We start from the raw sequence: 25,148 nt of genomic DNA, 5'->3' as shown, positions 1-25,148 counted from the left end.
GTTATCATCCGTTGCCTTTTATCAATGAAGGAAGCAGCAATTTCACTGATAAATAATGATCGCCGGTCAGATCTGTTGGCAGATCTGGCCGGCGATCATTATTTGTTAAATGGATTTATATATCAGCTGACTTTTACAGCAATCTGATTCATTCGTTTCCCTAAACTCTTCCACACGACTTGGGCGATCAAGAAATCGACCATACTGTGTATTACTGTACCTACTCCGACGAGCAAAAATACTGCATAGAAAAAGCCGTCCTGATAGGTTCCACCAGGCGCTAGTCCAAAGAAGAACACGGAAACAACGAGGACTTCAGCTAGAGCGTGTATCAGAGCGATCCAGAAAGAGAAGAACACACTTTTAACAGGCGAGCTTAATACCTCTTCTCTTCTCCCACTAAGATACAGCGCACCAATCAGTGCAAACACAACGTGACTCATGGCACGCATCGTTATGACGATTGGGAAACCAGCAAGCAGAAAGCCGATAGCTGAGCCTAATGAGACGGCTACGGCAATCGCTGGAGATAAGAACATGGCAAAGAAAATCGGTACGTGACTGGCTAAGGTAAAGGAAGCCGGTTCGATCAGAACTCTAATAGGCATGACCATGGGAATGGCGATGGCTATGGCAGTAAGCAAAGCAGTTACAGTCAGTTTTAGTGTATTTGTCTGTTTGATAATAAACATCTCCTAATCTTAGTATGTATACAGGTGTCATGACACCTGTTAAGTATACCAATTTGTAAGAGATTGTCAATACACTTACTGGTAAAGAAAGCCTTTACTTTTTAATACTTCCTTTATTTTTTGTAATCTGTCTTTGTTTTTAGCTTTAATCGTGTGTATGTGAAGGCCCTCAGTCAGATTGCTCAGCAGCGCTGATGGATTTTCCTGGACTTTAGATATGAACTCATCTGCCTCAAGCCTGCTTGAAATATTCAGATCACCCTTGAGCAGACCGTAAATCGGATGTTCCACAGTTACATCGATAACTTCTCCCCCAAGATCCACTATTGCATAGAGTTCCTCTTTCGTATCATCAGGTGAATGCTGACAGACCACTGCTTCACTGACTCCCTCGTCGATCTGACTGCGCATGATGTAACCTTTAGGGGTAGAGACGATACTGGCACCGGCAGCTCTAAGAAGAGCAATATCGCCGACAATGACTTGACGGCTGACATTAAATTTTGAGGCCAGTGTACGGGCAACGACTGCTTCCTCGGCCTGTTCAAGATAGTCTCTGATTATTCGTCTTCTTTCATCAGCTTCCATAACATTCACTCCTAATCATGGCTTCTTCTTAAGAAAATTGTGCATCATATAAAGCTTTGTAGGCTCCTTCATGAGCAATTAGTTCATCGTGGCTCCCTTGTTCTTCAATACCTTCAGATGTTACTACTACTATTCTATCAGCATTCTTGATGGTAGCCAACCGGTGAGCAATGATCAAAGTCGTTCGACCTTTTGATAAGGAATCCAAAGCTTCCTGAATGGCCTGTTCCGTTTCAGTATCCAGTGCAGACGTTGCTTCGTCCAGGATCAGAATTGGCGGATTCTTAAGAAACATACGGGCAATAGAAAGCCGCTGCTTCTGTCCACCAGATAGTTTAACTCCCCGTTCACCGATGACTGTCTCCAGTCCTCTAGGAAGTTGTTCCACTACATCAACCAGATTTGCCATTCTGACGGCATTATAGACCTCTTCATCAGTAGCATCCAATTTGCCGTATAGAATATTTTCCTTGATCGTTCCTGGGAACAGGAAGACATCCTGCTGAACGACTCCGATCTGTTCTCTCAATGAGTTTAATGTAATATCTTTGATTGAATAGCCGTCGATAGTTATCGTTCCGCTGTCGATGTCGTAAAAACGTGGAAGCAGATTACAGATCGTCGTTTTACCTGCACCACTCGGTCCGACAAATGCAATGGTTTCCCCGGCTTTAATCGTCAGATTGATATCATCCAGAATAGACTGATTCTCTTCATAACTGAACGAAACGTCTGAATAGACAATGTCTCCTTTCAGAGACTCCACTTCCACTGCATCTGGAGAATCCTGAACTTCCGGTCTGATCCCCATTTCTTCAAGCAGGCGTTTGAAACCGGCAAAGCCTTTCGGATAGCTTTCGATCATCGTATTGACCTTTTCAATTGGTCTGACAAACACATTAGCGAATAAAATAAATGCCACTAGATCCCCGTAACTTATTTCACCTTGAATCGTAAAGTAAGCGCCGAAGAAAAGTGCAAACAGACTGATCAGACGCATGAGGAAATAATTGTAGGAATGGCTGACTGCCATCATTTTATAGAATAAATATTTTGATTTTCGGTAAGCCTGGTTCAACTGCTGGAATCGTCCCAGTTCATAATCTTCATTCGAAAAGGCCTGCACGACCCGAATTCCCCCGACTGACGCTTCGATTCCCGCACTGAAACCAGCGAGATCATCATAGATACGAGTGTTGACTTGAGTCATCCTCTTGTTGAAATAAGCAACGGCTAACGCGATAAATGGCACTAAAATAAACGTCATTACTGCAAGAGGCACATGGACAGTCATCATAAGTATAAAGGCACCCGTCAATGTGAAGAGGGTAATGAAAATGTCCTCCGGTCCATGATGGGCGACTTCCGCTATTTCAAATAAGTCTGAAGTCAGTCGAGTGATCAGCTTTCCAGTTTCGCGATTATCGAAATATGAAAAGGACTGCTTTTGTAGGTGGTTATAAAGATCTCTACGCATATCCGTTTCAATATTTGTACCCAGTTTATGTCCATAGTAAGTCACTACATAATGCAGAATCGTGTTGATGGCATAGACACCAAGCAGGCCGATGGAAACGATGATGATCAGAGACCAGTTTCCTGTCGGCAGAATGGAATCTACGACTTGCTGGACCATAATGGGAAAAGCCAGCTCAAGCATCGCAACGATGATGGCTGCAGAAAAGTCCAGTGTGAACAGCGCTTTATATGGCGCATAGTAAGAAAAAAATCGTTTAAGCATGGGTTCGTCTCCTTCTAAGTTAAAACTGATAAACAGAAAGAAGGCAGTCTCATCACTTACTGCCTTCTGTGTAACCTGTATTATTTAATGACCAGTCTGTCAAAGCGGGCAAACCCACTTGAGAGATCATCGATCCTCTTAAGCAGAGCCAGACGATTGTTTCGAACAGCCGGGTCTTCTGCCATCACCATCGTGTGATCAAAGAAAGCATCGATGACTGGATGTATTTCAGCAAAAACCTGCCACTGCTGATCTGCACTCAAATCATCAGCTAGAAGCTCTTCAGCTTTCAGTAGTGCTTCATAGAGCGTCTTCTCACTCTGAGTATCGAAGAGATCAGTTGATAACGAAGCTTCATCACCAGCTTTTCCAGCCAGATTGGATACACGAGTCAGTGATTCGACCGTTGCTTTAAAGCCTGCCTTCGCTTTCTGATCGGCCAATGCACCAGCATGATCAATGAGAGCAAGGATATCCGTCTGATCAGATTCCAGTACCGCTTTACGGACATCATAATCGTCGCTCAGACCTTCTTCACTGGACAGCAACTGGTCCACTCGGTCTTTAATGAAGTCAATCACAACAGGTGTATTCTGCATATAGGCAGCTTTAGTCTCTACAGAGATAACTGTTTCAGCAATTGCATTAATCAGCTCGTCCAGCTGAACAGACACGTTGAACGCCTTGAAGATTCTCACAATTCCCATGGCCTGTCTTCTTAAAGCAAATGGGTCATTAGAACCGGACGGAATCATATCGACAGAGAAAAATGACAGCAGAGAGTCCAGCTTATCACTTGCAGAAAGGAGCGCACCAAGTTTCGTTTCAGGCAGTCTGCCATCTGTACTTTTAGGTAGATACTGCTCAGAAAGCGCATCGGCAACTTGTCTGTCTTCGCCTCTTTCGGCAGCAAATATGCCTGCAATTTCACCTTGAAGAGAAGTGAATTCGTTGACTGTCTGCGTGACCAGGTCGAACTTGGCTATCATACCTGCACGTTCGATCAGACCGACCTGTTCATCAGTCATGTCGAAATAAGGAGCCAGCAGATGAGCAATAGCGGTCAGACGCTCTTGCTTGTCGTAAAGTGTACCTAATTTTTCATGGAAAGACACAGTCGACAGTTTACTGACAAAGTCATCAATTGACAGCTTCTTGTCTTCATCATAAAAGAAAGAAGCATCTGCCAGACGTGCACTCAGCACTTTTTCATTTCCTTTTCTGACCTGCTCGATATGCTCTTCATTTCCGTTTCTCACCGCAATGAAATAAGGGAGAAACTCAGACTTATCATCATCCTGTCTGACTGGGAAATAACGCTGATGATCAGCCATTGCCGTTTCCAGAACATTTTCAGGTACAGAGAGATAATCCTCGCTGAACGACCCGTAAAAAGCAGTTGGATACTCGACAAGGTCTGTTACCTCTTCAAGTAGTTCCTTATTATCCAGTGGATCTTTCCAGTTATTTTGGATACATAAAGCCCGAATCTGACTGATTATCAGCGCCTGACGCTCATTACGGTCAACGAGCACGTGCTCTTCCTTCAAGCTGGCCTGGTAATCATTCGCATGATTCAATGTAACAGCCTGTCCCAGGAAGCGGTGGCCTCTAGTCTCTCTACCTGAGGATACATCAAACAAGGTCATATCGACAACTTTCTCATCTAATAGAACTGTCAGCCAATGGACTGGACGGATGTAACGGTAACTGTGCGTGCCCCACTTCATCGATACCGGGAACGACAGTGACGGTAATAAGCTATCCAGCTTCTGTATGACTTCTTCTGCAGACAAGCCTTTTATGTGTTTTTCTACAAAGACATACTCTTCGTCTTTGATCGTCTGAAAAGTAATGTCGTCAACGGAGGCCTGCTGACCACGTGTAAAACCAATTGCGGCTTTAGTCCAGTTGCCTTCCTCATCTTGAGCGATGCGTTTAGCCGGACCTTTAACAGATTCTGTTTTATCCTTCTGTCCTTCAGCCAGACCCTCAACTTTAACTGCCAGACGTCTCGGTGTACTGAATACTTGGATGGTATCAAACGGCATATCATGGTCTCTAAAATGAGTACTTACTTTGTCTTTAAGCTGTTCAGTAGCCGGAACGATGACTTTCGCCGGCATATCTTCCAGTCCGATTTCAAGTAATAAGGTATGAGTCATTTACTTGTCCTCCTTTTCGCCATATTTTTCTATCCATTTTCCTGCCTCTGATTCTCCGATAAGAGGGAATGACAGTTTTGCCCGTTCCTGCAGGAAAGACTTTGCGATGAGTCTAGCCATATGGCGGATACGTTTCAAATAATCCGGGCGGTCAGTTGCGGACACAGCCCCTCTGGCATCCAGTAAGTTAAATGCGTGACTGCATTTCAATACATAATCATATGCCGGATGAGCCAGGTTGTTTTCAATTTGCTTGAGTGCTTCCTTCTCGAAAGCTGAGAACTGTGAAAAGAGAAAGGCAGCGTCACTGTGATCGAAGGAATAAGCAGAATGTTCGTATTCCGGCTGCTTGAATATTTCTCCGTATTTTACTCCAGGTGCCCATTCGATATCGTAGACATTCTCAACATCCTGAATGTATGAGGCCAGACGTTCAAGCCCGTATGTCAGTTCACTTGTGACCGCATCAACTTCAAGACCGCCGACCTGCTGGAAGTACGTAAACTGCGTCACTTCCATGCCATCCAGCCAGACTTCCCAGCCAAGACCGGCACAGCCTAGAGACGGGTTTTCCCAGTTATCTTCAACGAAGCGAATATCATGTTTCAGTGGATCGATCCCAAGGGCTCTCAGACTGTCCAGATACAGCTCCTGAATGTTTTCGGGCGAAGGCTTCATGACTACTTGAAACTGATGATGCTGGTACAGTCGGTTCGGGTTTTCGCCGTAACGGCCATCTGCCGGGCGACGTGAGGGTTCCACATAAGCCGCATTCCACGGCTCCGGCCCAATTGCTCTGAGAAAGGTATATGGACTCATCGTTCCTGCTCCTTTTTCAGTATCGTATGCCTGCATGAGCATACAGCCCTGGTCTGACCAGAACTGCTGCAGAGTCAGGATGATATCCTGAAATGTTTTAGTTTTTTCCATAATATGACTCTCCTTTTTAGTGATGCATATAAAAAAACTCGGCTCTATACTGACAGACAGCCATCAGTATAGGGACGAGTCTTCTCGCGGTTCCACCCTATTTCTGACCCGTAAAACGAGTCAGCACTTTATATCATTGCACTCCAGATGCCTTTCACCAGACCGTCTTCCATGGCTCACACCGCCCCATGGTCGCTATTAAAGACTAGTCTCGTTACTCCTTCTATCAACGTGCTTCACTTATTATTCTATCTTACAATAACTTTTAAAATTGTCAAACCAATTCTTATTCCAAAGTGTATTTTAATTCTCTTTTGCTATCTTGACATTAAGTTTATGTTCAGCAAGTAAATGGAGTATCTCATCTTTCTTTTCAGGATCAAACGAGAGATAATGCACGACTTCACGACCTTCAGTCGAAGTAAAACGGACTTTCAGCAGTCGATTCTGTTCGACGACCAACCAGTCATCAGTAGCGGCAAAATGGAATTCTCTACTGAACACACTCCGCACAGCCGTCCCAACTGCCGGCGGAATGACACCAGACTTTGTAAAGCCCTTATTGAACTGCGACAAGTAGACAAACAGACTTGCAGACAAAACGACTCCTGCATCGATCATGGACAGATTCAGGATATAAACAATTCCACCGATCACGCCTACAGCGACGATCTGCAGAGCCCTTTTTCCAAGCAGCCCTGCCAGTCGATGGGGTAAAGTGATACGTCTAATCTGAATCAGCTGATAAAGGATTCCGGCCCAGGCCAGAATAATAATAGCTGTTCGCCCGATCCATTCGTTCATTTAATCTTCCTCACGTTTAAGCAGATTTTCCCACTGATGCATCTTTTTGATAAACCGTTTGCTCTTAAGATTCAAACCGACCAGTTCGTCATAGAGAATATCGATTACTCTCTGAATCTCAGTTTTTGTGTCCTGCTTTAATGATATAGTATTGATTTTGTCAAAAGACACAACAGAAAACAGACGGATAAAATGGATTGCCTTTGGAGACGCATGCAGGCGCCGTTCATCTTCATGAAAATGTTTTGGACACAGCAGCCCGTGGTGTCTGCTTGAGTAGTCAAACGGTCCTTCAGTCAGACCGCAGAAGACACATCCTCTAAATTCAGGCATGACCCCGAAATACCTCAGAAAACGGACTTCAAAAATATTCATAATGATCTCAGGATCAAAATCCTCTTCAAGCCTATCCATACCTGTCAGAAGCTGGTCAAACAATTGAGGGTCTGACTTCCGGTCTTCCAGTGCAGCATCGGTTAGCTGAGCAATATAGGTCGCATAGGCAGTCTTGAAAATATCCGTCTGAACAGAGGTGTAGGACTGCACATTTTTTGCATCTCGAATAAAACTCAGCCCTTCGCTTCTGATATCTGCAATAAAACTTGCTCTCGCAAAAGGCTGAATAGCCGAGCGCAGTTTAAAGTTAGGATTCTTTGTCCCTCGCACAAAAAACATCAGTTTTCCGTATCGGTCAGTAAACAGTTTAACCAGATAATCCCGTTCTCTGTGCTTCCTGACAGACAGGACCAGCCCTTCAACTTCTTCTAACTGAGACACTCGGTCACCTTCTTAATCACTTTAATTAGTACTGATCTCTGTTATAGCCGTAGTCATTCAGGTGCTGCTGCTTGTCACGCCAGTCATTCTGAACCTTGACCCACAGATCAAGATAGATTTTGTCACCCAGCAGACGTTCGATGTCTTTTCGGGCATTCATACCGATATCTTTAAGCATTTTACCCTGTTTGCCGATGATGATCCCTTTCTGGGATTTTCTCTCTACGATGATCGTTGCGTTCACCACAACTTTTTCGTCATCTTCCCTCTGCATGCTCTCAACTACGACGGCAATAGAATGTGGGACTTCTTCTCTCGTTCTTTCAAGCACTTTTTCTCGAATCAGTTCAGAAACAATAAAGTATTCCGGGTGATCACTGACCTGATCTTCGGGATAAAACTGCGGGCCTTCAGGAATATAGGCTCTGATTGTTTCCATCAGACGGTCAACATTGTTCCCTTCAATAGCTGATATAGGCACGATTTCTGCAAAAGTCATCTGACTGTTGTAATCTTCAATGATTGGAAGCAGCTCATCCGGATGAATCTGATCGATTTTATTCAGTACAAGAAAGACCGGACTTTCGACAGTTTTGAGCTTATCGATGATAAAGTTGTCCCCTGGCCCTCTTTTTTCAGTTACATTCACTAAAAATAAGACTACATCCACTTCATTGAACGTACTCATAGCAGTTTTCACCATGAAATCACCCAGACGGTGTTTAGGCTTGTGTATACCCGGTGTGTCGATAAAGACGATCTGATCTGATTTAGTTGTCAGGATTCCCTGTACCTTGTTTCGAGTCGTCTGTGCTTTGTCACTCATAATGGCAATTTTCTGTCCGACTATCCGGTTCAAGAGTGTCGATTTCCCTACATTAGGTCGTCCCACTATTGAGACGAAACCAGATTTAAACTGTTCTTCGTTTATATTAGTCACACCATATCCCCCGATTGAAAAGCTCCGGGAAGCAGTTCTTCAACTGTTGTCTCCTTCACTTTTCCTTTTTTATTAGTCAGTAGAACCGGCATATCCGGCTCACAGAATTCAACGAGCACCTGTCTGCACGCGCCACACGGCGAGATAGGTCCTTCAGTGTTTCCTGTAACGACTAAGTAGTCAAATGATGTCTGTCCCTCAGACACTGCTTTAAACATGGCCGTGCGCTCTGCACAGTTCGTTAAAGGATAAGACGCATTTTCAATATTACAGCCGGTAAAAATCTGTCCGTCTTTAGTAGACAGTGCTGCCCCTACCGGAAATTTTGAATATGGGACATATGCTTTATCAAGCATATCTGTTGCTTCTTTAATTAGCGTTTGTTTTCTTTGTTCATCCATTGTGTTCGCCTCTTTACATCAGTATTTGTAAAATTTTTGGCAGCAGTATAATTGCACCGACCAATGCTGCAAAAGTGGCAGTCACCAGTACGACTGCAGCAGCCATGTCCTTAACTTTTTTGGCTATGGGGTGGAACTCTTCAGTTACCAGATCTACCACATTTTCAACCACTGTATTAATAAGTTCCATTACAAAAACAAGATAAGACACTAGAATTAGCCACAGCCATTCAGCTCTGGTCATAGGCAGAACCAGTCCGATAAGCAGCACGGCGACACCGGACAGAACATGCACACGCATATTTCTTTCTTCGTGAAAGGCTGTCCGGATACCCATAAAAGCAAACTTGAACGATTCACGATAGGTCCTGTTTTTCTGGGGGATTTGTTCTTCCTTATCTTTTAAGACCATATTCCTTCAAAATCTCCTCTTGTAGTGCAAACATTCTCTTTTCATCTTCGTCTGTCATGTGGTCGTACCCATTAAGGTGAAGAAAACCATGGACCATGAGGAAACCAAGTTCTCTTTCTACAGAATGACCGTATTCTTCAGCCTGCTCGACCGCTTTGTCGTAAGATATGAATATATCACCCAAATCTCTTGGGATTGTGATGCCTTCCATATCGAACTCTTTAAGCACATCGTCTTCATCATCTTCGATCGCAAAACTGATGACATCAGTCACTTTATCTTTATCGCGGTATTCTCTATTGATCTCTCTGATCTTTTCATTTGATACTACTGTGATCGATACTTCTGCATTCTTCTCTACAGACAATTTCTTTGCAGCTACATTCAGCAGATCCTCGATCCATCCAGTCATATCTTCTGTAATTTTATCTGTTTCATCGTAAATTATCGTTTCCATAATCTTCCCTATCCGTTTCATTGTCGTAAGCCCTGATTACTTTTGCGACCAGTGGATGTCTGATGACATCTTCAGCTTCAAATTTGATATGTCCAATTCCTTTAACTCCAGTCAGTACGCGTTCAGCATGGATAAGACCACTTGTCGTCCGTCTCGGCAGATCGACTTGTGTGATATCTCCGTTAATGACCATCTTTGAATTGAACCCTAACCGCGTCAGGAACATTTTCATCTGCTGCACGGTCGTGTTCTGTGCCTCGTCTAAAATAATGAAGGCATCGTCCAGCGTACGGCCTCTCATGTACGCCAGAGGTGCAACCTCGATAGTTTCTCTTTCGATCAGACGATTTGTATGTTCCGTACCGAAAATGGTATACAAAGCATCATATAAAGGCCTCAGGTACGGATCGACTTTCTCCTTGAGGTCACCAGGCAGAAACCCAAGGTTCTCTCCAGCTTCAACGGCTGGACGAGTAATGATGATGCGTTTCACATCCCCTTTTCTCATAGCTTCCACCGCCTTAGCAACGGCTATGAAGGTTTTCCCTGTCCCTGCTGGACCGATTCCAAAGACGATATCGTTCTTCTTGATCGACTCAACATAATCGCGCTGCCCGACATTTTTCACTCGGATCGCTTTCCCGTCTTTATCTCTAGTGATCTCTTCTTCGTACATTCTGACGAACTGAGACAGTTTACCTTGTTTAGCCATTCGTATGGCTGATACAATATCCGATTTTTTTACTTTGATCCCTTTATCATCGAGAGTCAGAAGCTGTTCAAACAGCTCTTCTACCTGACTGATTGCTTCAGGGGTACCTTGAACGTCCATTTGAGTTCCTCGGCTATTGATTGAAACGTCCAGTTCTTCTTCAATTAAATTTAAATGACTATTCTGAGGACCGAAAAGTGTAAATAATCTTTCAGAATCCTCAATTTCTATACGTCTTTTTTCGATTGATTCAGTCAACCAGTTGACATCTCCTTCTTATTAACGGTATTCCATTAAATCATAGCATAAAAAGATTAAAATCTCTATAAAGTTGGTGAAAAGTGTTGCAATATAAGGGGCCTCTTGATGGATCTGGTTAATGGTTTTTTTCAGAGGTTTTGTATTGACGGGATTTGAGAGCTGATGAGATTCTAAATGAATTGCACCGGAACTTAGTCGAGATTTCTACTTGAGTTAAGGCGCTATCGCTATTGCAGCGGAACTCAGACAGGATTCCAGTCCGAGTTGAGGTGCTGCTCTTAAGCTAAAACTCCGACGATAAATCCATATAAGTTCATTTCCATCATCATATTGAGGTGTGACCACGAACCTGTGCATACAATTCTCTGCAATAAAAAGACCGCAACTGACTGGAGACGAGATGTCTCTGCAGCTGCGGTTCTTCTATTATTTATTCAGTTCTTCTTTGACGATTGAGCTGACAAGGTTGCCGTCAGCTTTTCCTTTTACTTTAGGCATCAAAGCACCCATGACTTTACCCATGTCTTTCATTGAGGATGCGCCAGTCTGTTCAACCGTATCCTGTACGATTTCACGGACCTCTTCTTCACTCAACTGAGCTGGTAAGTAGTCATCGACGATTTCAATTTCTCTTTCGAGTTTTAGAACAAGGTCATCACGACCGGCTGCTTTAAACTCATTCAAAGATTCGACACGCTGTTTTTTCTCACGAGAAAGAACGGTCAATTCGTCTTCTTCGGTCAATTCTTCTCCCTTGTTGATCTGTTCGGTCTGTAAGGCAGATTTTAACATACGAATTGTAGATAACTTTTCTTTATCTTTTGCTTTCATCGCGATTTTCATCTCTTGATTCAATTCATCAAGACGAGCCATCTAATCACCTTCTATATGAGATATAAACTTTAATAGTAAAGGTGCCCTATTAGAATTTACGCTTGCGTGCTTCCTCAGATTTCTTTTTACGTTTAACACTAGGCTTTTCATAGTACTCACGTTTACGGGCTTCTTTCAATGTACCCGTTTTAGATACGGAACGTTTGAAACGACGAAGAGCATCATCAAGACTTTCACCTTTTTTGATATCTGTTTTAGTCAACGTTGTTCCCCTCCCCTCGTACGTTCAGGGCGTTCCCATTGCTTTGCAAAATAATATTAGTCACAATTGGTCTTCCCTATCAATAAATGATGTAACTGTTGAATATGCACGTTGGCATAATAACAATTCATTAATCATTATATACAAATAAAGAGAGAGCGTCAACACTATGCCCAAAATTAAATATGGACAAAATGTAAACACTCTCACTTATTATGCTCTAATAATCAGACGGCTAGACAGCAGTCTGCACATTTTCCAAATAGTTCGAACCGATGTGAGGTAACTTCACAGCCTGGCAGCTGACCCTGAAACATATCCATTGGACATAATTCAAGTTCACGTGTCTGCCCGCATTCGGTACAGATAAAATGGTGATGATGTCCATGTACATCACAGCTGGAGCGGAAAAGTTTTTCTCCGTTCAATTCAGTCTCTTCAACAACGGATAGCTCTACAAATGTATGCAGGTTGCGGTAAATAGTGTCAGGACTTATGCCCGGGAACATTTCTTTCAAGTGATCCTGGACTTCTTTTGCAGACATATACTTTTTCTTATTGTATAAAATTTCCAGTATGCGCTGTCTTTTTCCTGTCGTCTTGTAACCATTCCGTTTAAGTGTTCTAACGGCTTGTTCAAAGGCTGTCAACAGAATCGCTTCCTTTTCTAATTTCTATATTTCAGTATATCGAAAAAACCGAATTATTCAAGGAACAATTTTGGTACAATTTTATGAACGAATGCTTTATACTGAATATATAAACTGCTCGGAAGGACTGATTATAATGAATGAAAAATCCGCTGCAACTGTGTTTGTTCTATCTGATTCTGTTGGAGGCACAGCCAGTAACATCTACTATGCGGCACGGGCCCAGTTTCCGGAAGTAGCGTTCGATCTTAAGAACTTCCCTTTTATCAGACAGGAAGATCAGCTGAATACCATTCTCGAAAGTGCGAAAGAACTTGATGCTATCGTCCTGCATACATTTGTAAACCCTGAACTGGTCGATATTATAGAAGACTTTTGTCTTGAAAATGACCTGACCTGTTTCGACGTGATCAATCCTCTGATCAATGAATTGACTTTGCGATCTAACGCCTTGCCGACACATAAACCTGGTGCCAAGCATAAACTTGATGAAAAATATTTTGACCGGATTGGTGCACTGGAATTTGCAGTCAAGTATGATGACGGGAAAGATCCCAAAGGTTTTCTTGAGGCTGATATTGTCATTTTGGGAATTTCTAGAACATCCAAAACACCGCTCAGCATTTTTCTGGCAAATCAGAATTATAAAGTGGCCAACTTACCACTCCTTCCTGAGTCAACTTTGCCGAAAGAAATATGGCAGGTCGATTCAAATAAAATCGTCGGCCTGACTAATGATGAAGAGATGCTGTCCAATATCCGAAGAGAACGCATGATTTCATATGGCATGCAGCCGGATACACCGTATTCAGATAAAAATCGTATTCGAAAAGAAATTAAATATGCTGAAGAATTATATAAGAAGCTTAACTGCCAGATTATTAATGTTGCCAGCAAGTCGATTGAAGAAACAGCTGCAATTATTGTCAATTCACTTCAGAAATAAGTAAAGAACGTCAACACGTATCGATTATCTCATTTGGATAATCTGATGTGTCGACGTTCTTTTTATTTTTGTCTGACTGTTTTTTCTCTCAGGAAGAATGTAAGAATAAACGCTGCCAGAGCAAGGACTGCAACCATTCCGAACCCGCCTCTGATTCCTTCGATCGTCAAGTCAGGCTTAGCTCCTCCAGCTTCGGCTGCTTCCAGCGTTGGTGAATTAGCAAAGGCTGAAACAATGGACATTGATGCAAAGACAAGTGTAATGGCAAAACTCGAGCCAATCTGCCTCACAGTCTGCCTGGCAGAAGTTCCGTGCCCCATCTGGTCATCTGGGAGTGCGTTCATTCCAGCCGTTGTAACCGGAATATTGAATACTCCAAACCCAATCGATAATAGTAAATATACAGCTACGATATACCAGATCGAGGTATCCTGGCCGACGAATACTAAAAGAGCTGTCCCGGCAAACAAAGCCAGACCACCAAGGGGGGCGATTTTAGCGACCCCGTACTTGTCATATATTCTTCCCGTTACTGGCGAAATGAAGGCTTTGAACATTCCTCCAGGCAGAAGAATCAGGCCAGACAGAGTAGCCGATCGTCCTAAAACAGTCTGGATGTACATTGGCATGACATTGGAAATACCCGTAATGACCATCAGTCCCAGCATTGTGATGATCACTGCCAGGCTGAAGGTTCTGTTTTTAAACAAGGAAACATTCAGCATCGGTTCGGGACTGTGAAGGTTTCGTCTGATAAACAAATAAATGAAAAGACTTCCGATGACTACCGATACCCAGGCTACGATTGAATCAAATCCTTGAGAGCCCAAGATCGACAGTCCAAAGAGCAGGACGCCGAATCCGATCAGGGAATGCCTGATCGATACCCAGTCTATTCTTGGGTCACTCATAGGCAGAACATCTGTCAGAGTGAGAATCGCAATAGGAATGACTGCTGCCGACCCAATAAATAGGCCATAAAAAATATAGTGCCATGATAAGGTATCAACGATCCATCCACCTAAAGCAGGACCTAGTGTGGGACCTAGTCCTAAAACTACTCCCATCAGTCCCAGGGCACTCCCCCGTTTTTCAGGCGGTGATACAGTAAGAATGATCGTCTGCATAAGAGGAATGACCATTCCAGCACCGACTCCCTGCAGGATAGTACCAAAGAGCACAACTGCAAAGTTAATGCCAAGTCCGGCTATAAATGACCCAGCGCCGAAGATGATCATCATTAACACGAAAAGGTTCCTTGATCTGAACTTGTTCATGGCGAAAGCAGTGATCGGCACCATGATCCCTTTGACCAATGTGTATCCAGAAACGGTCCATTGACCGATCGACGGAGACACATTCAGATCATTTATCATAGTCGGAAGAGCAGTCTTTATCGCCGTCTGATTCATTATGACCATCAGAGATCCGGCAAACAGTGCTGTATACACCATCCAGTAAGGTACTTCGTTATTGTCGCGCCTGTCCAGCTGTTTTGTAATGAGAAAGACAGCTTTTCTTCCCCATTTGGTTCGTCTAATATCCACGGTCTGCTCCTTTGTTTTGTGACACAGTGTCACCTGTAATTCTGCTTATAAAAAAAGGAAATCCTGAGTGATTTCCTTGATTTGTCATATTAAAATGTATCACTTTGACCAAGTGAGTGCAAGTCCAATCTCCTGGTTTATCAGTTGATCGGTTTTTTGCGTTTGATTTTACCGTCCCATTTCTCATAGCCATCTTTCAAAACATAAAGATCATTGTATCCTTGTTTTTTAAGAAGCAGAGCAGCTCGGTAGCTCATTGTTTTTTTGTCATCATACAGATAGATGGGCTGATCTTTGCGCAGCTCACCAGCACGCTGCTTCATCTGCATGTAAGGTATGTTTCGTGCACCGAGAATATGACCGGCATCAAAATCGTCTTTTCCTCGTACATCGACGATCTGTGCTTTCCGCATGTTCTGCTTGAATTCGTCATTCTCCAGCGCTGTCGCAGCATTTTTTCTTCTGAAATATTGAATCAGTTCCCAGATTCCCCAGGCAATGATTCCGATCCATAATATGATTGTTACAATTGTCCAATTATCCAAAAATAACTCCCTTTCTCTACACTAATCACATACTAGTTTACCGCAATTTCAGGGAAAATTCTAGTGTGTATTTTCAGGAAGAAATGTCAATCAGCGAATGCATATCCCCTGTGTCCAGTTCGATAAGGTATTCGTACCGCCAGCCGTACAAAACGTGGTTCTCATCTGGTGAAAGACAAATCGGTGCATCATATGGCAATGCAATAATTTCCTCAACTGTTTCACTTTCAAAATCCAGCTGAGAGAGCGTGTACGTGCCTAATTCTTCTTCTAGAATCACTGGTTCATCAGGTAGAACAGCCAGAATCTTTCCATTTCGATTAGACTGCGTTAAGTGTGGTTTGACAGGCTGATCATTCATAGATACTTTGGGCACTGCAATCACATTGTCCCCGACGAGGAAGGGGTATTCATGAAAGAGATAAACTTGATGTTCGTTAATGTCGGAAGGAACGATACCTATGAATGTGTCCTGGTGAAGAAAGAAGTCACGGACATCCCGACTGATCACCATGTCGCCGTTTTCCTCCCTCAGATCACCGATATAGAGATCCCGACCTTCGAGTTCGTCAACATACACATACACATTGGATGAGTACCATGTCGGATAAAGCGAGGCTATTGGCTTCTGGGTTAAAGTCTCTTCTTCAGTATTCCAGACTTGGACAAGTATAGTTTCCACTTCTTCTGCACTGTCATAATCATAATGGGAGATGAAAATAAGATCCGGATCAACCGCATTCCAGTCTAGGGTGACGTAGCCGCTGTAGTGAAGAGCCGTCGAGTGAAGAATATCACCGGAAAGGTCCATCACATTTAATGATATGCCTTCATCAGATACTTCCTGAAAGAGAATCTGATCTCTTGAGTGACTTATTTCCGCACTTAGGATATACGCATTTTCTTCGTAAATATCTTCAAAATCTCCAGTGAAGATGTTATAAGAGGTAAATTGATGGCTGTCATTGGAGCCTTTGTGGATAAGAAGTGTTTCATTATCCAGCCAGCCTATGTTCTTCTGAAACTGTTCGGGGTCAAGTTCCATGGGGTGAGCAATTTCTTCTGTATCGCTGCTGCCGTTGACACTCCCGTCTGAAGAAGACCCACATCCAAATAAAAAAAGTGAACAGCATGTTAAAAAGACCCATAAGGCTGAAGAATATACCTTTTTGTCTGACATGCTGCTCACCTCATTGTGTGGTTTATGTTACAACCATTTTACCACATTACGTGAACATTATTCACTTATATGCTTATAAACAGATTCATTTAAGACCAGCGAACTGGCTCCTATGACACCTGCGTCATTGCCTAATTCTGCAATTCTTATATGTGTGTCTTCACGAATAGTTGGGAACGCGTAAAGCTTGAAGCGTTCTCTAATTTTATCTGCGAGAAATTCTCCTGCCTTAGACACACCTCCACCGATAACGATGGTCGAAGGATTCAGAAGATTTGCTATGTTCCCGCACGCCAATCCTAAGTAATCACTAATTTCATCTACAACGGAGATGGCATATGCGTCGCCCTCCTTGGCTGCATCCATGATGCGCTTAGTATCAACTGAATTGCCAGCTTTAATCTGATCCTTCAGCAGAGACTCTTCAGGATAGGTTTCTATTCTATCATTAGCCACTCTGACTACACCTGTCGCACTGGCTACTGTTTCAAGACAGCCGAGTTTTCCACACGTACAGGCATATCCTTTGCGGTCAACAGTCATGTGTCCTATTTCCCCGGCAGCACCTTTTGCTCCATGAAGAAGCTGGTTATTCATGATTACACCGCCGCCTACTCCTGTACCTAGAGTTACAAAGACAACGTTAGGTTCGTTGTGTCCGGCTCCGATCCACTGCTCGCCAAGAGCTGCGACATTTGCGTCGTTGTCAATGAAAAATGGGATACCTGTGGCCGTCTCGATCTGTTCTCTGATTGGTTGTACCTGATCCCAATTCAAGTTGTATGCCCCTACAACTGTTCCTGCCTGACGATCAACTGTTCCAGGAGAACCCATGCCAATACCGATGAAATCTTTAGATGTGTACCCATGATCGTTCATGAATGAAAGCAATGATTCAATGATCGACGGTGTTATATGACTGCCGTGATCTGATATGTCTGTAGGAATGGACCACTGATTGAGAAGTGACCCTTCAGTAGAAACAACTGCAAATTTAACTGATGTTCCTCCCAGATCGATTCCTATGATTTTCTTATCTTCCAAACTGCTTCCTCCTTAAAATTAATTGAATAGTTGAGTTATGGGAATTAAACGGGAATAGCCGATAAAGATGAGCAAAGCAACTACGCCAACATATATCAGAGTGTAAACAAGCTGCCTCTGTTTATTTTTCTCCCATGCTCTTGGAGCGGACAATGCATAAGCCAGCAGATAGCCTCCCAGGAGTCCACCCACATGACCGGCCATATCAATATTGGGACTGAACATGCCGAAGAGCAGATTCAAAACAATCAGAAGAGAAAAATTCTTTGCCATAGCTCCGATCTGTGGATTTGATGGAAAAAGCTTTCCTAATACCAGCGTTGAGCCGAAGAGACCGAACAGTGCTGTACTGGCACCTGCGGAAATATTCTGATTAAAGGCGAAACTTGCCGCATTTCCTGCGATTGCACTGAATAAATACAAGAGAAAGAACCGCCAGTGTCCAAATATATTTTCAAGCTGGATACCCAAAAAATAAATAATTAGTGCATTGAACAGGAGATGAGTGATACCAATATGAAGAAACATTGGTGTGATGAGCCTGTACCAGTCTCCCAGTACGATCAGTTCATTTACTTTTGCCCCAAGTAAGACAAGAACTCTGGGATTAGTACTCCCTCCCAGGACTTCCTGAACAATATACATGAAGCCAGTTATGCCTAATAGAGCGTATGCAATGAATGGTTTTCTATTCCATCGTCTTAGTTTCATTTTTGTCTGGTAATTCACATTTTTAGCTCCCTTAAATCTTTATGTTTAGTATAGCACATTCCTTTGTATGTACCAATTTGAATCAGACAAAAAAAGTTAAGAGTCACACCCGCCATTATCTGCACCGGCTGTTCCTCTTAACTTGTGAATTTATTCCATATTTCCGTCGATATCATCCTTGAACTCTTTAACTGCTTTCAAGTTCGCGTCTTTACGGTCCTGATCCTGTTCATCAGTTAATTCATCCTGACTGGAGGTATCCATATTACTCAGTTCGCTTGTTTCCACAGCGACCACGTGGTCAGGATTAATAAAGACTTTTTTACCGTTAACCAGTTTAAAGGCTTTGAGCAGATCAGAATCGGCAGAGCTGTTGTCCAGTTGACTAGCTATAGTCCCTGGAGAATTGTTTATTGTATACGTTTTTCCGTTCGACATATAAATAACTGCTGTTTCAGACATGTAATTCTCTCCTTTATCTTTGATAGGTTAATTTTACCTCAAAGATAATAAGATACAAAATCTAACGAATGACGGCTTCAACCAGCTGGTCTCTATTCATATCAGATCGGACGGTGTACTGACCTGGACGAATACGCCTGAACAGATTGTTGTCCTCCAGATGTTTGTTAAATGCATGAACGTCTTCAATTAATCCGTGGGCTTGAAGCTGTGAAGCAATCACGCTGCTTGGCTCACCTTCACGGATGACGACTGTATATTCTGTAACAGCTGGCTCTTCTTCAGCCTCTTCTTCTAAATCGGCATCTTCATCTATCTGATCTGATTCAGCGTCTTCCTCGACTGCTTCTGATTCCTCAGTATCTGCTTCTTCATTCTCAAGATCCTCTGCGCCTTCGGTTTGATCATCCGATGAGCTGCTGAGCTCTTCCAGCTCAGCTACAAGCCGTTCGTTTTCAAGTTCAAGTGATGTCGCTACCTCTTCCAAGTAGCGCACTTCATTCTTAAGCTCTTCGACATCTTCGCTGCTGCTGCTGACCGATTGTCCTTGTCCGGCAAACTGAAGCACGAGCAGCAGTACAGCAGAAAAGAGAAAACCTGTCGCGAGCATTCTAATATTCTTCTTTGACATGGTGTCCCTCCTGTTACATCAGGCATTTATGCCTTCCGTAATGTAATCGTTGATGACTTCCTGAACTGAATTTTGAGACAGATCAAGCTGTCTGGCTATTTCTCGAGTCGCTACCCCTTTAGTAAACAATGTAATGGTATTGTCTTTCATCAGACGAGTCATTTGTGCAGACTTTTCCTCATCTTCTATATCCACATTCAACTGGGCTTCTAAAGTATGTATCCTCTGATTCAAGTCGTAAACTGTTTTAGTGACTGCCAGTGAGAAACTCTCAAGCTCTCTATACGCTGCATCTTTCTCTTCTTTTTTTATTAGTGAATAGATGAATAATGCGATAGAAAGAATCAGGAGTAAGCCGGCTATCATCCACATTTCCATGGTTTTCCCTCCCTTACATTAGTAGTTGACCTATAAAATAGTATCATATTTATTCATTTTAAGAAAGACAGTAAAATTTTCAATCTCTTAACAAAGAAATGAGAGCAGCGAAAAAGACAGATATCAGTTAAACTGACACCTGTCTTTTTTTATTCATGACTTATTGATCTATTTCATTATCAGCTTCTTCTTCAGATAGTTCCTCTATAATTTTTGGCTGGTCATCTCTTCTGTTTCTTTCTTCAACCAGTTTTTCAGTGACCGCATCAACAAGAGCCGCATCTTGAACCCTTGACTGAATGACCTCAGTAATAATATGGTCATCGGTTACCTTCTGCAGCTTCTGCTTGACCGCACGTTCGATCAGGAACTCCTGTCTCAGACCGAGATAAAGTGAATAAATCATCACCAGGAGAATGATTGTAAATGGAAGACCGGTAATGACTGATGCCGTCTGAAGCGCATCGAGTCCTCCACCTACGAGCAGAGTTGCTGCTACGACACCTTCCATTACTGCCCAGAATATTCGTTGAGGGACAGGTGAGTCCAGCTTCCCTCCAGAAGTCAGGTGATCAACGACCAGAGATCCAGAATCCGAAGATGTAACGAAAAATACAACTACGAGCACTATTCCAACAAAGGATAGAATTGCTGAGAACGGTAGGTTTTCCACCAGAGCGAACAGTGCCAGTGATTCATCTATGTTGACTACGCTCGTCAGATCACTGATGCCATTCAGCTGCTGGAATATGGCTGTGCCTCCAAATACACTCATCCACAGGAAACTGATAGCTGTCGGAATAATGATAACCCCGACGATGAATTCTTTGACGGTTCTCCCTTTAGAAACCCGTGCAATAAACATCCCGACAAATGGTGACCAGGAAATCCACCAGGCCCAGTAAAAGACAGTCCAGGCGCCCTGCCAGTTCGTATCCCGGAAGGTTTCAGTCCATAAACTCATTTCTACAAAATTGGACATGTAGAAGCCTAAATTCTGAGTGAACCCACTCATGATATAGACAGTCGGCCCGGCTAACAGGACGAACAGCAGGAAAACACCGGCCAGAACCATGTTAATCTCACTTAGACGTTTAACTCCGCCGTCCAGCCCCATCACAACGGATATGGTTGCAAATCCGGTAATGACAGCTATCAGGATGACCTGCATAGTGGTGCTGATGCTGATGCCGAAGAGATGATTTAATCCGGCGTTGACTTGAGCAACTCCTAGGCCTAACGAAGTTGCCAGACCCATGAGCGTTGCAAGAACTGACAAAATGTCAATGATATTCCCCCAAAGACCGTATATCTTGTTCCCGATCAATGGATAAAAAAGCGATCGGATCGTCAGGGGCAGTCCTTTATTGTATGAAAAGAAGGCTAGACCTAGTCCAACAATGGCATATATAGCCCAGGGATGAATCCCCCAATGGAAGAAGGTCGATGCCATAGCTGATTGAGCAGCTGCCGGTGAGTTCGGATCGATCCCTCCAAACATCGGCGATGGTGAGCCTAAGTGTGTGATCGGTTCGGCTACACTCCAGAATAGAAGACCAATTCCCATCCCCGCACTTAATAGCATGGCATACCAGGCAAAACGTGAAAATTCAGGCTTTGCTTTTTTTCCACCAATAACTATAGAACCATAACGGCCAAAAGCAAAGTAAAGAGCAGCTATAATAAAAATATTTGCTGCAAAAATCACAAACCATCCAGTTGTATTGGAAATGACATCGAGTGTATTTTCAAAAAACAGCTGAGCCTGCTCTGGTAACAGCAAGGTGACTGCAATAAATATCACAAGAATTATAGAGGAAGTAATCGTCACTTCCGGATGAATATCAAAGCCGTACCCTTCCCAGTTTCTTTCGCCTACTTCTTCTCTTCCTTCTTCATCAAAGAGAGAAACTGTCGGTTTGATTTGAAGCCCTTTAAATGGTTCTCTATTTTTTATAGCCTCTTTGCGTGCACTGACTTCTTCTTTTCTCAGTTTTTTAGCAAGCTGTCGTTCTGATTCCAGCCGCCGGTCAAACTCACTCTCCTGTCTTTCCTGTTTTTTCTTCTTTTCCTTTTTACCTTGTCGATTCTTCTTATCCACTGTACTCCCCACTCCTTATATTATCTCATTCTTAAAGTTATACTCTCAAACGAATGGCAGCACTTACTTCATGACACTACCACACTTTCATTTCCGCTTTAAAAAGTATGCAGATGTTCTTATATTTCTTCTATCCTACCATGTCAGCTGATATCTTTCATCTTATCAAGAGCAATTCTTATTTATTTAATTATAACAAGAGATATTCTGTTAAAACAGAAAGTGAAATAAAAGTCGAATTGCTTATTGTTTTCCAAAATTTGACTGATTTTAAGCTCTGAATAGGGAAGTTAACAAAAAAGAGTGGCATTTTTTTCTTAATCGTGGTATTCTAGTCAAGGCGAATGGCTAGACACCTATCATGTTTGATAGCCTTCAAAACAGTATTATTGGGAGGGACAATCATGCGAGTAAACGTTACATTAGAATGTACAGACTGCAAAGAACGCAACTACCTAACATCTAAAAATAAACGTAATAACACAGAACGTTTGGAAGTTAAAAAATATTGCCCACGCGAACGCAAAGTTACATTGCACCGCGAAACTAAATAAGTTTTAACTTTATTAAAGGGAAGTCTGATCATACAGGCTTTCTTTTTTTTGCTCCATCATGCTTCACATACCAATAGTCTGCCTTCAAGAGGTACATGCGTCCCCCCCTTGAAAAGATATAATAAAAAATACGCCAGCTGCTTTCCCTTGTGAATTCATAGGAAAAGAAGCTGGCGTATTCTGTTTATTTATATAATATCGGTGGAAGAACAGACGCACAGAATTTAATCATCTTCACCTTGTATCTCTTCTGCAGTGTCTTCCAGATCTCTGATATCTTCTACCTCATCATCTGAACCTGATCCTTCAAATTCACCTGCACCGAAGTAAGCATCAAATACTCTTCTCGCTGCACGCTGGTTTTCCTGGTTCGTACGATTCTGGTTCGGTAAATTCGGTACAACGACTGCTACAGCAATTTCTGGATTATCGTATGGCGCATAGCCGACAAAAGTCAGATTAGTCACTGATTCAGTATTTCTTCCTAAATCATCATCCCAGTAAAAAGTCTCGGCTGTACCGGTTTTACCAGCAACTTCATAAGGTGTGCCCGCGAAAATCGTTCGGGCTGTTCCCTGACTGCCGTGTACGGCCTGATAGAATCCCTGCTGGACCCTGCTCATTGCTTCTTCACTTGCATCAACATGGTTCAATATTTTCGGTTCTATTTCAGTCTTCAAAGCTCCGACTCGTCCATTTGAAGAATCAGTGTCTCTTATTTCTGAAACTAGTCGAGGCGCAAGACGTGTCCCACCGTTGGCAATGGTTGAAACATACTGAGCAAGCTGCATAGGTGTATAGGTATCATACTGACCAAACGAGAAGAACAACGCTTCCCCCGCAGACGTACCTGGTCCTTGGTAACCTGTAGATTCAGAAGGCAGGTCAATACCTGTTGGTACGCCTAGTCCAAATTGATTAAAGTACTTGCGCTGAGTTTCTAGGACTTCTCCTCCATTCATAGGCAGCCCTTCACCAGGTGTATAGTCATAAACACCGCCCATACGCATTGCTAGTCTCGCCATGTAAACGTTGGATGAGCGTTCCAGAGCAGTAATGTCATTCATAGGTATCCTGCCCGAGTCACGGTTGAATACTGAACGTATAGGATTACTTCCTCTAATGCGAATAGGTGTATCAACGATCGTGTTATTACTGCTGTCAAGGACGCCTTCCATGGAACTCGCCAGAATAGTCGCACCTTTGACAGATGATCCCATACTGAAGTTACTGTTTATAGTACCTAGTGCGTTATCTCTAACTTCACCGTCTCGTATTTCTTTCCCGGTAAGAGCCAGAACATCTCCATTTCTCGGATCCATTGCTACGATGTATATACTGTTGTTAAGTCCTTGTCGTTGAGCCAGAGAGTCGGTCGCAATCTGTTCAACCTGTTCCTGAAAACCGATATCGATGGTTAGAATCAGATTGTCTCCCTTTTCACCTGAATACTGTTCAATCTGATTGATAATATCGCCGCGACTGTTCGTTTCTGTATCCAAACGGGATTTAGACCCTCTAAGAACGGATTCGTATTGGCGTTCGATCTGACTTAAACCGACACGATCATTTCTAGAGTAGCCTTGAGCCAGATATGTTCTCAAACGATCCTCAGGTACTCCTCTATCTTCACTCGATACGGTCCCTAAAATACTGCTCAGCATGTCTTCTTCAGGATATAGTCTGACCCAGTCAGTTCCAGTTCCCACACCCGGCAGATTATCCAAGTTTTCGCTGATACGAGCAATTTCTTCCTGTGTGACATCTTCGTTCTTTACGTTGACTGTACTTAATGCATAGGCCGCATTCATTTTCTTGAATATAGCCGCCGCTTCAAGCTCACGCTCCGTCAGTTCTTCCAGTTCTGCGTCATCTACATGATCGAGCATAACCTGATAGGCATCCGTCCCATCCATTGTCATTTCTTCATCTGACATTCTTTCACGAATGACGTCCTGGTTAACAGCGATAAAGTAATCCTGGAGATCACGTCTGCTTAGATCGGACCCTGAATCGACGGCATAGAAAGGAACGGATGGGATGGAGATATAGTCAGCCAAATCATAAGCTACTTCAGCCATCTGGCTAGCCGGAACATTACGCCCTCTTGTATAGGTAATGGTATGTCTTGCCTCATTACCGACCAGTCGTCTTAAGTTTGCATCAAATATTTCACCACGCGGGACGCTGCCTGTAATCGTGGTTCGTTCGGTCCGTTCAACTTCTGCCTGATATTCATCTGCTCTAATAATCTGTAAGTAACCTAATCTAAGTATCAAACTAGAGAAAAGCAAAAATACAATAAAAAAGAGTAAATTCAATCGGAAAGGGATATGGGACTTTTTCTTATCTCTTCTTTTTTGAGCTGGTGTTTTCACTCAATTCCCTCCTGTAATGTATTGTAATTTTATATAATTTAGGAA

The 25,148-nt window shown here is 42.9% G+C and carries 27 protein-coding genes; 2 read left to right on the top strand and 25 right to left on the bottom strand.

Going from position 1 to position 25,148, the window contains the following annotated elements; genetic code table 11:
* Positions 1-122: 122 nt before the first annotated feature.
* The 15 genes from BMX79_RS07790 to BMX79_RS07720 all read right to left on the bottom strand — a co-directional run bounded on the left by BMX79_RS07790 (position 123) and on the right by BMX79_RS07720 (position 12,626).
* Positions 123-692, bottom strand: coding sequence for a hypothetical protein (locus tag BMX79_RS07790; RefSeq protein WP_091481159.1), 570 nt, complete (start codon positions 690-692; stop codon positions 123-125).
* A 75-nt stretch (positions 693-767) separates the two neighbouring features.
* A complete protein-coding gene (locus BMX79_RS07785) occupies positions 768-1,280 on the bottom strand; it encodes a transcription repressor NadR (RefSeq protein ID WP_091481156.1) in 513 nt (170 codons plus the stop codon).
* A 28-nt stretch (positions 1,281-1,308) separates the two neighbouring features.
* On the bottom strand, positions 1,309-3,021 hold the full coding sequence (locus BMX79_RS07780) for an ABC transporter ATP-binding protein (RefSeq protein WP_091481154.1): 1,713 nt from the start codon (positions 3,019-3,021) through the stop codon (positions 1,309-1,311).
* 80 nt (positions 3,022-3,101) lie between these two features.
* Positions 3,102-5,186 (bottom strand): glycine--tRNA ligase subunit beta, encoded by a 2,085-nt coding sequence (gene glyS, locus BMX79_RS07775; RefSeq protein ID WP_091481151.1) that lies wholly within the window; start codon positions 5,184-5,186, stop codon positions 3,102-3,104.
* Positions 5,187-6,116 carry a glycine--tRNA ligase subunit alpha gene (gene glyQ / locus BMX79_RS07770; RefSeq protein ID WP_091481149.1) on the bottom strand — a complete coding sequence of 310 codons (930 nt, stop codon included), beginning with the start codon at positions 6,114-6,116 and terminating at the stop codon, positions 5,187-5,189.
* Between the two features lie 303 nt (positions 6,117-6,419).
* Complete coding sequence (locus BMX79_RS07765; RefSeq protein ID WP_091481146.1) at positions 6,420-6,920, bottom strand: hypothetical protein; 501 nt, start codon at positions 6,918-6,920, stop codon at positions 6,420-6,422.
* Positions 6,921-7,697, bottom strand: a complete 777-nt coding sequence (gene recO, locus BMX79_RS07760; protein ID WP_091481144.1) for a DNA repair protein RecO — start codon at positions 7,695-7,697, stop codon at positions 6,921-6,923.
* Positions 7,698-7,722: 25 nt separating this feature from the next.
* Entirely contained in the window at positions 7,723-8,628 is a 906-nt protein-coding gene (gene era, locus BMX79_RS07755) for a GTPase Era (protein WP_091481233.1), read from the bottom strand.
* 5 nt (positions 8,629-8,633) lie between these two features.
* Positions 8,634-9,038, bottom strand: a complete 405-nt coding sequence (locus BMX79_RS07750; RefSeq protein WP_091481141.1) for a cytidine deaminase — start codon at positions 9,036-9,038, stop codon at positions 8,634-8,636.
* A 13-nt stretch (positions 9,039-9,051) separates the two neighbouring features.
* Positions 9,052-9,450 carry a diacylglycerol kinase family protein gene (locus BMX79_RS07745; RefSeq protein WP_091481139.1) on the bottom strand — a complete coding sequence of 133 codons (399 nt, stop codon included), beginning with the start codon at positions 9,448-9,450 and terminating at the stop codon, positions 9,052-9,054.
* Complete coding sequence (gene ybeY / locus BMX79_RS07740) at positions 9,434-9,907, bottom strand: rRNA maturation RNase YbeY (RefSeq protein WP_091481136.1); 474 nt, start codon at positions 9,905-9,907, stop codon at positions 9,434-9,436. Before ybeY ends, BMX79_RS07745 begins: the two co-directional genes overlap by 17 nt.
* The gene (locus BMX79_RS07735; protein WP_091481133.1) at positions 9,885-10,877 is read right to left on the bottom strand and encodes a PhoH family protein; all 993 of its coding nucleotides are present in this window, start codon (positions 10,875-10,877) and stop codon (positions 9,885-9,887) included. The genes ybeY and BMX79_RS07735 overlap by 23 nt, the downstream gene beginning before the upstream one ends.
* A gap of 429 nt (positions 10,878-11,306) precedes the next feature.
* Positions 11,307-11,753, bottom strand: a complete 447-nt coding sequence (locus tag BMX79_RS07730; protein ID WP_091481131.1) for a GatB/YqeY domain-containing protein — start codon at positions 11,751-11,753, stop codon at positions 11,307-11,309.
* Between the two features lie 49 nt (positions 11,754-11,802).
* Positions 11,803-11,976, bottom strand: a complete 174-nt coding sequence (gene rpsU / locus BMX79_RS07725; protein WP_091263960.1) for a 30S ribosomal protein S21 — start codon at positions 11,974-11,976, stop codon at positions 11,803-11,805.
* A gap of 227 nt (positions 11,977-12,203) precedes the next feature.
* Positions 12,204-12,626, bottom strand: coding sequence for a Fur family transcriptional regulator (locus BMX79_RS07720; RefSeq protein ID WP_091481128.1), 423 nt, complete (start codon positions 12,624-12,626; stop codon positions 12,204-12,206).
* A 136-nt stretch (positions 12,627-12,762) separates the two neighbouring features.
* Between BMX79_RS07720 and BMX79_RS07715 the strand changes: the two genes are divergently transcribed.
* Positions 12,763-13,572 carry a pyruvate, water dikinase regulatory protein gene (locus tag BMX79_RS07715; RefSeq protein WP_091481125.1) on the top strand — a complete coding sequence of 270 codons (810 nt, stop codon included), beginning with the start codon at positions 12,763-12,765 and terminating at the stop codon, positions 13,570-13,572.
* Between the two features lie 62 nt (positions 13,573-13,634).
* Here BMX79_RS07715 and BMX79_RS07710 read toward each other — a convergent pair whose 3' ends face one another.
* From BMX79_RS07710 to BMX79_RS07670, 9 genes are all read right to left on the bottom strand, one after another.
* The gene (locus tag BMX79_RS07710) at positions 13,635-15,119 is read right to left on the bottom strand and encodes an MDR family MFS transporter (protein WP_091481123.1); all 1,485 of its coding nucleotides are present in this window, start codon (positions 15,117-15,119) and stop codon (positions 13,635-13,637) included.
* A gap of 140 nt (positions 15,120-15,259) precedes the next feature.
* Positions 15,260-15,664, bottom strand: coding sequence for a rhodanese-like domain-containing protein (locus tag BMX79_RS07705; protein ID WP_091481120.1), 405 nt, complete (start codon positions 15,662-15,664; stop codon positions 15,260-15,262).
* A 73-nt stretch (positions 15,665-15,737) separates the two neighbouring features.
* Positions 15,738-16,844: a YqgU-like beta propeller domain-containing protein gene (locus BMX79_RS07700; RefSeq protein WP_091481118.1), complete on the bottom strand. Its 1,107-nt coding sequence runs from the start codon at positions 16,842-16,844 to the stop codon at positions 15,738-15,740.
* A gap of 57 nt (positions 16,845-16,901) precedes the next feature.
* A complete protein-coding gene (locus BMX79_RS07695) occupies positions 16,902-17,888 on the bottom strand; it encodes an ROK family glucokinase (protein WP_091481115.1) in 987 nt (328 codons plus the stop codon).
* Positions 17,889-17,906: 18 nt separating this feature from the next.
* A complete protein-coding gene (locus tag BMX79_RS07690; RefSeq protein ID WP_246117657.1) occupies positions 17,907-18,617 on the bottom strand; it encodes a rhomboid family intramembrane serine protease in 711 nt (236 codons plus the stop codon).
* A gap of 132 nt (positions 18,618-18,749) precedes the next feature.
* Positions 18,750-19,061 (bottom strand): hypothetical protein, encoded by a 312-nt coding sequence (locus BMX79_RS07685; RefSeq protein ID WP_091481113.1) that lies wholly within the window; start codon positions 19,059-19,061, stop codon positions 18,750-18,752.
* A 61-nt stretch (positions 19,062-19,122) separates the two neighbouring features.
* Positions 19,123-19,692, bottom strand: coding sequence for a hypothetical protein (locus BMX79_RS07680; RefSeq protein WP_091481111.1), 570 nt, complete (start codon positions 19,690-19,692; stop codon positions 19,123-19,125).
* Between the two features lie 18 nt (positions 19,693-19,710).
* Positions 19,711-20,070 (bottom strand): helix-turn-helix domain containing protein, encoded by a 360-nt coding sequence (locus tag BMX79_RS07675; RefSeq protein ID WP_091481108.1) that lies wholly within the window; start codon positions 20,068-20,070, stop codon positions 19,711-19,713.
* Between the two features lie 160 nt (positions 20,071-20,230).
* On the bottom strand, positions 20,231-22,171 hold the full coding sequence (locus BMX79_RS07670; protein WP_246117656.1) for a BCCT family transporter: 1,941 nt from the start codon (positions 22,169-22,171) through the stop codon (positions 20,231-20,233).
* Positions 22,172-22,575: 404 nt separating this feature from the next.
* On the opposite strand from BMX79_RS07670, the gene rpmG reads away from it, so the two are divergent.
* Complete coding sequence (gene rpmG, locus BMX79_RS07665) at positions 22,576-22,725, top strand: 50S ribosomal protein L33 (RefSeq protein WP_091263938.1); 150 nt, start codon at positions 22,576-22,578, stop codon at positions 22,723-22,725.
* Between the two features lie 224 nt (positions 22,726-22,949).
* Here the strand turns inward: rpmG and BMX79_RS07660 are convergent, their stop codons facing one another.
* Positions 22,950-25,103 (bottom strand): penicillin-binding transpeptidase domain-containing protein, encoded by a 2,154-nt coding sequence (locus BMX79_RS07660; protein WP_091481106.1) that lies wholly within the window; start codon positions 25,101-25,103, stop codon positions 22,950-22,952.
* Positions 25,104-25,148 lie beyond the last annotated feature (45 nt).

This window comes from Alkalibacterium pelagium (assembly GCF_900109325.1).
GTDB lineage: Bacteria > Bacillota > Bacilli > Lactobacillales > Carnobacteriaceae_A > Alkalibacterium > Alkalibacterium pelagium.
Note: the sequence above shows the minus strand (reverse complement) of the source record. Positions and strands in the feature narration are given on the sequence as shown.

Bases quoted from the DNA above. Each gene is read 5' to 3' on its own strand.
- BMX79_RS07785 (WP_091481156.1), bottom strand. From the start codon at position 1,280: ATGGAAGCTGATGAAAGAAGACGAATAATCAGAGACTATCTTGAACAG.
- BMX79_RS07745 (WP_091481139.1), bottom strand. From the start codon at position 9,450: ATGGTCTTAAAAGATAAGGAAGAACAAATCCCCCAGAAAAACAGGACC.
- BMX79_RS07680 (WP_091481111.1), bottom strand. From the start codon at position 19,692: ATGTCAAAGAAGAATATTAGAATGCTCGCGACAGGTTTTCTCTTTTCT.
- ybeY (WP_091481136.1), bottom strand. From the start codon at position 9,907: ATGGAAACGATAATTTACGATGAAACAGATAAAATTACAGAAGATATG.
- BMX79_RS07675 (WP_091481108.1), bottom strand. From the start codon at position 20,070: ATGGAAATGTGGATGATAGCCGGCTTACTCCTGATTCTTTCTATCGCA.
- BMX79_RS07715 (WP_091481125.1), top strand. From the start codon at position 12,763: ATGAATGAAAAATCCGCTGCAACTGTGTTTGTTCTATCTGATTCTGTT.
- glyQ (WP_091481149.1), bottom strand. From the start codon at position 6,116: ATGGAAAAAACTAAAACATTTCAGGATATCATCCTGACTCTGCAGCAG.
- BMX79_RS07780 (WP_091481154.1), bottom strand. From the start codon at position 3,021: ATGCTTAAACGATTTTTTTCTTACTATGCGCCATATAAAGCGCTGTTC.
- BMX79_RS07750 (WP_091481141.1), bottom strand. From the start codon at position 9,038: ATGGATGAACAAAGAAAACAAACGCTAATTAAAGAAGCAACAGATATG.
- BMX79_RS07790 (WP_091481159.1), bottom strand. From the start codon at position 692: ATGTTTATTATCAAACAGACAAATACACTAAAACTGACTGTAACTGCT.
- BMX79_RS07765 (WP_091481146.1), bottom strand. From the start codon at position 6,920: ATGAACGAATGGATCGGGCGAACAGCTATTATTATTCTGGCCTGGGCC.
- rpmG (WP_091263938.1), top strand. From the start codon at position 22,576: ATGCGAGTAAACGTTACATTAGAATGTACAGACTGCAAAGAACGCAAC.
- BMX79_RS07730 (WP_091481131.1), bottom strand. From the start codon at position 11,753: ATGGCTCGTCTTGATGAATTGAATCAAGAGATGAAAATCGCGATGAAA.
- BMX79_RS07685 (WP_091481113.1), bottom strand. From the start codon at position 19,061: ATGTCTGAAACAGCAGTTATTTATATGTCGAACGGAAAAACGTATACA.
- glyS (WP_091481151.1), bottom strand. From the start codon at position 5,186: ATGACTCATACCTTATTACTTGAAATCGGACTGGAAGATATGCCGGCG.
- BMX79_RS07700 (WP_091481118.1), bottom strand. From the start codon at position 16,844: ATGTCAGACAAAAAGGTATATTCTTCAGCCTTATGGGTCTTTTTAACA.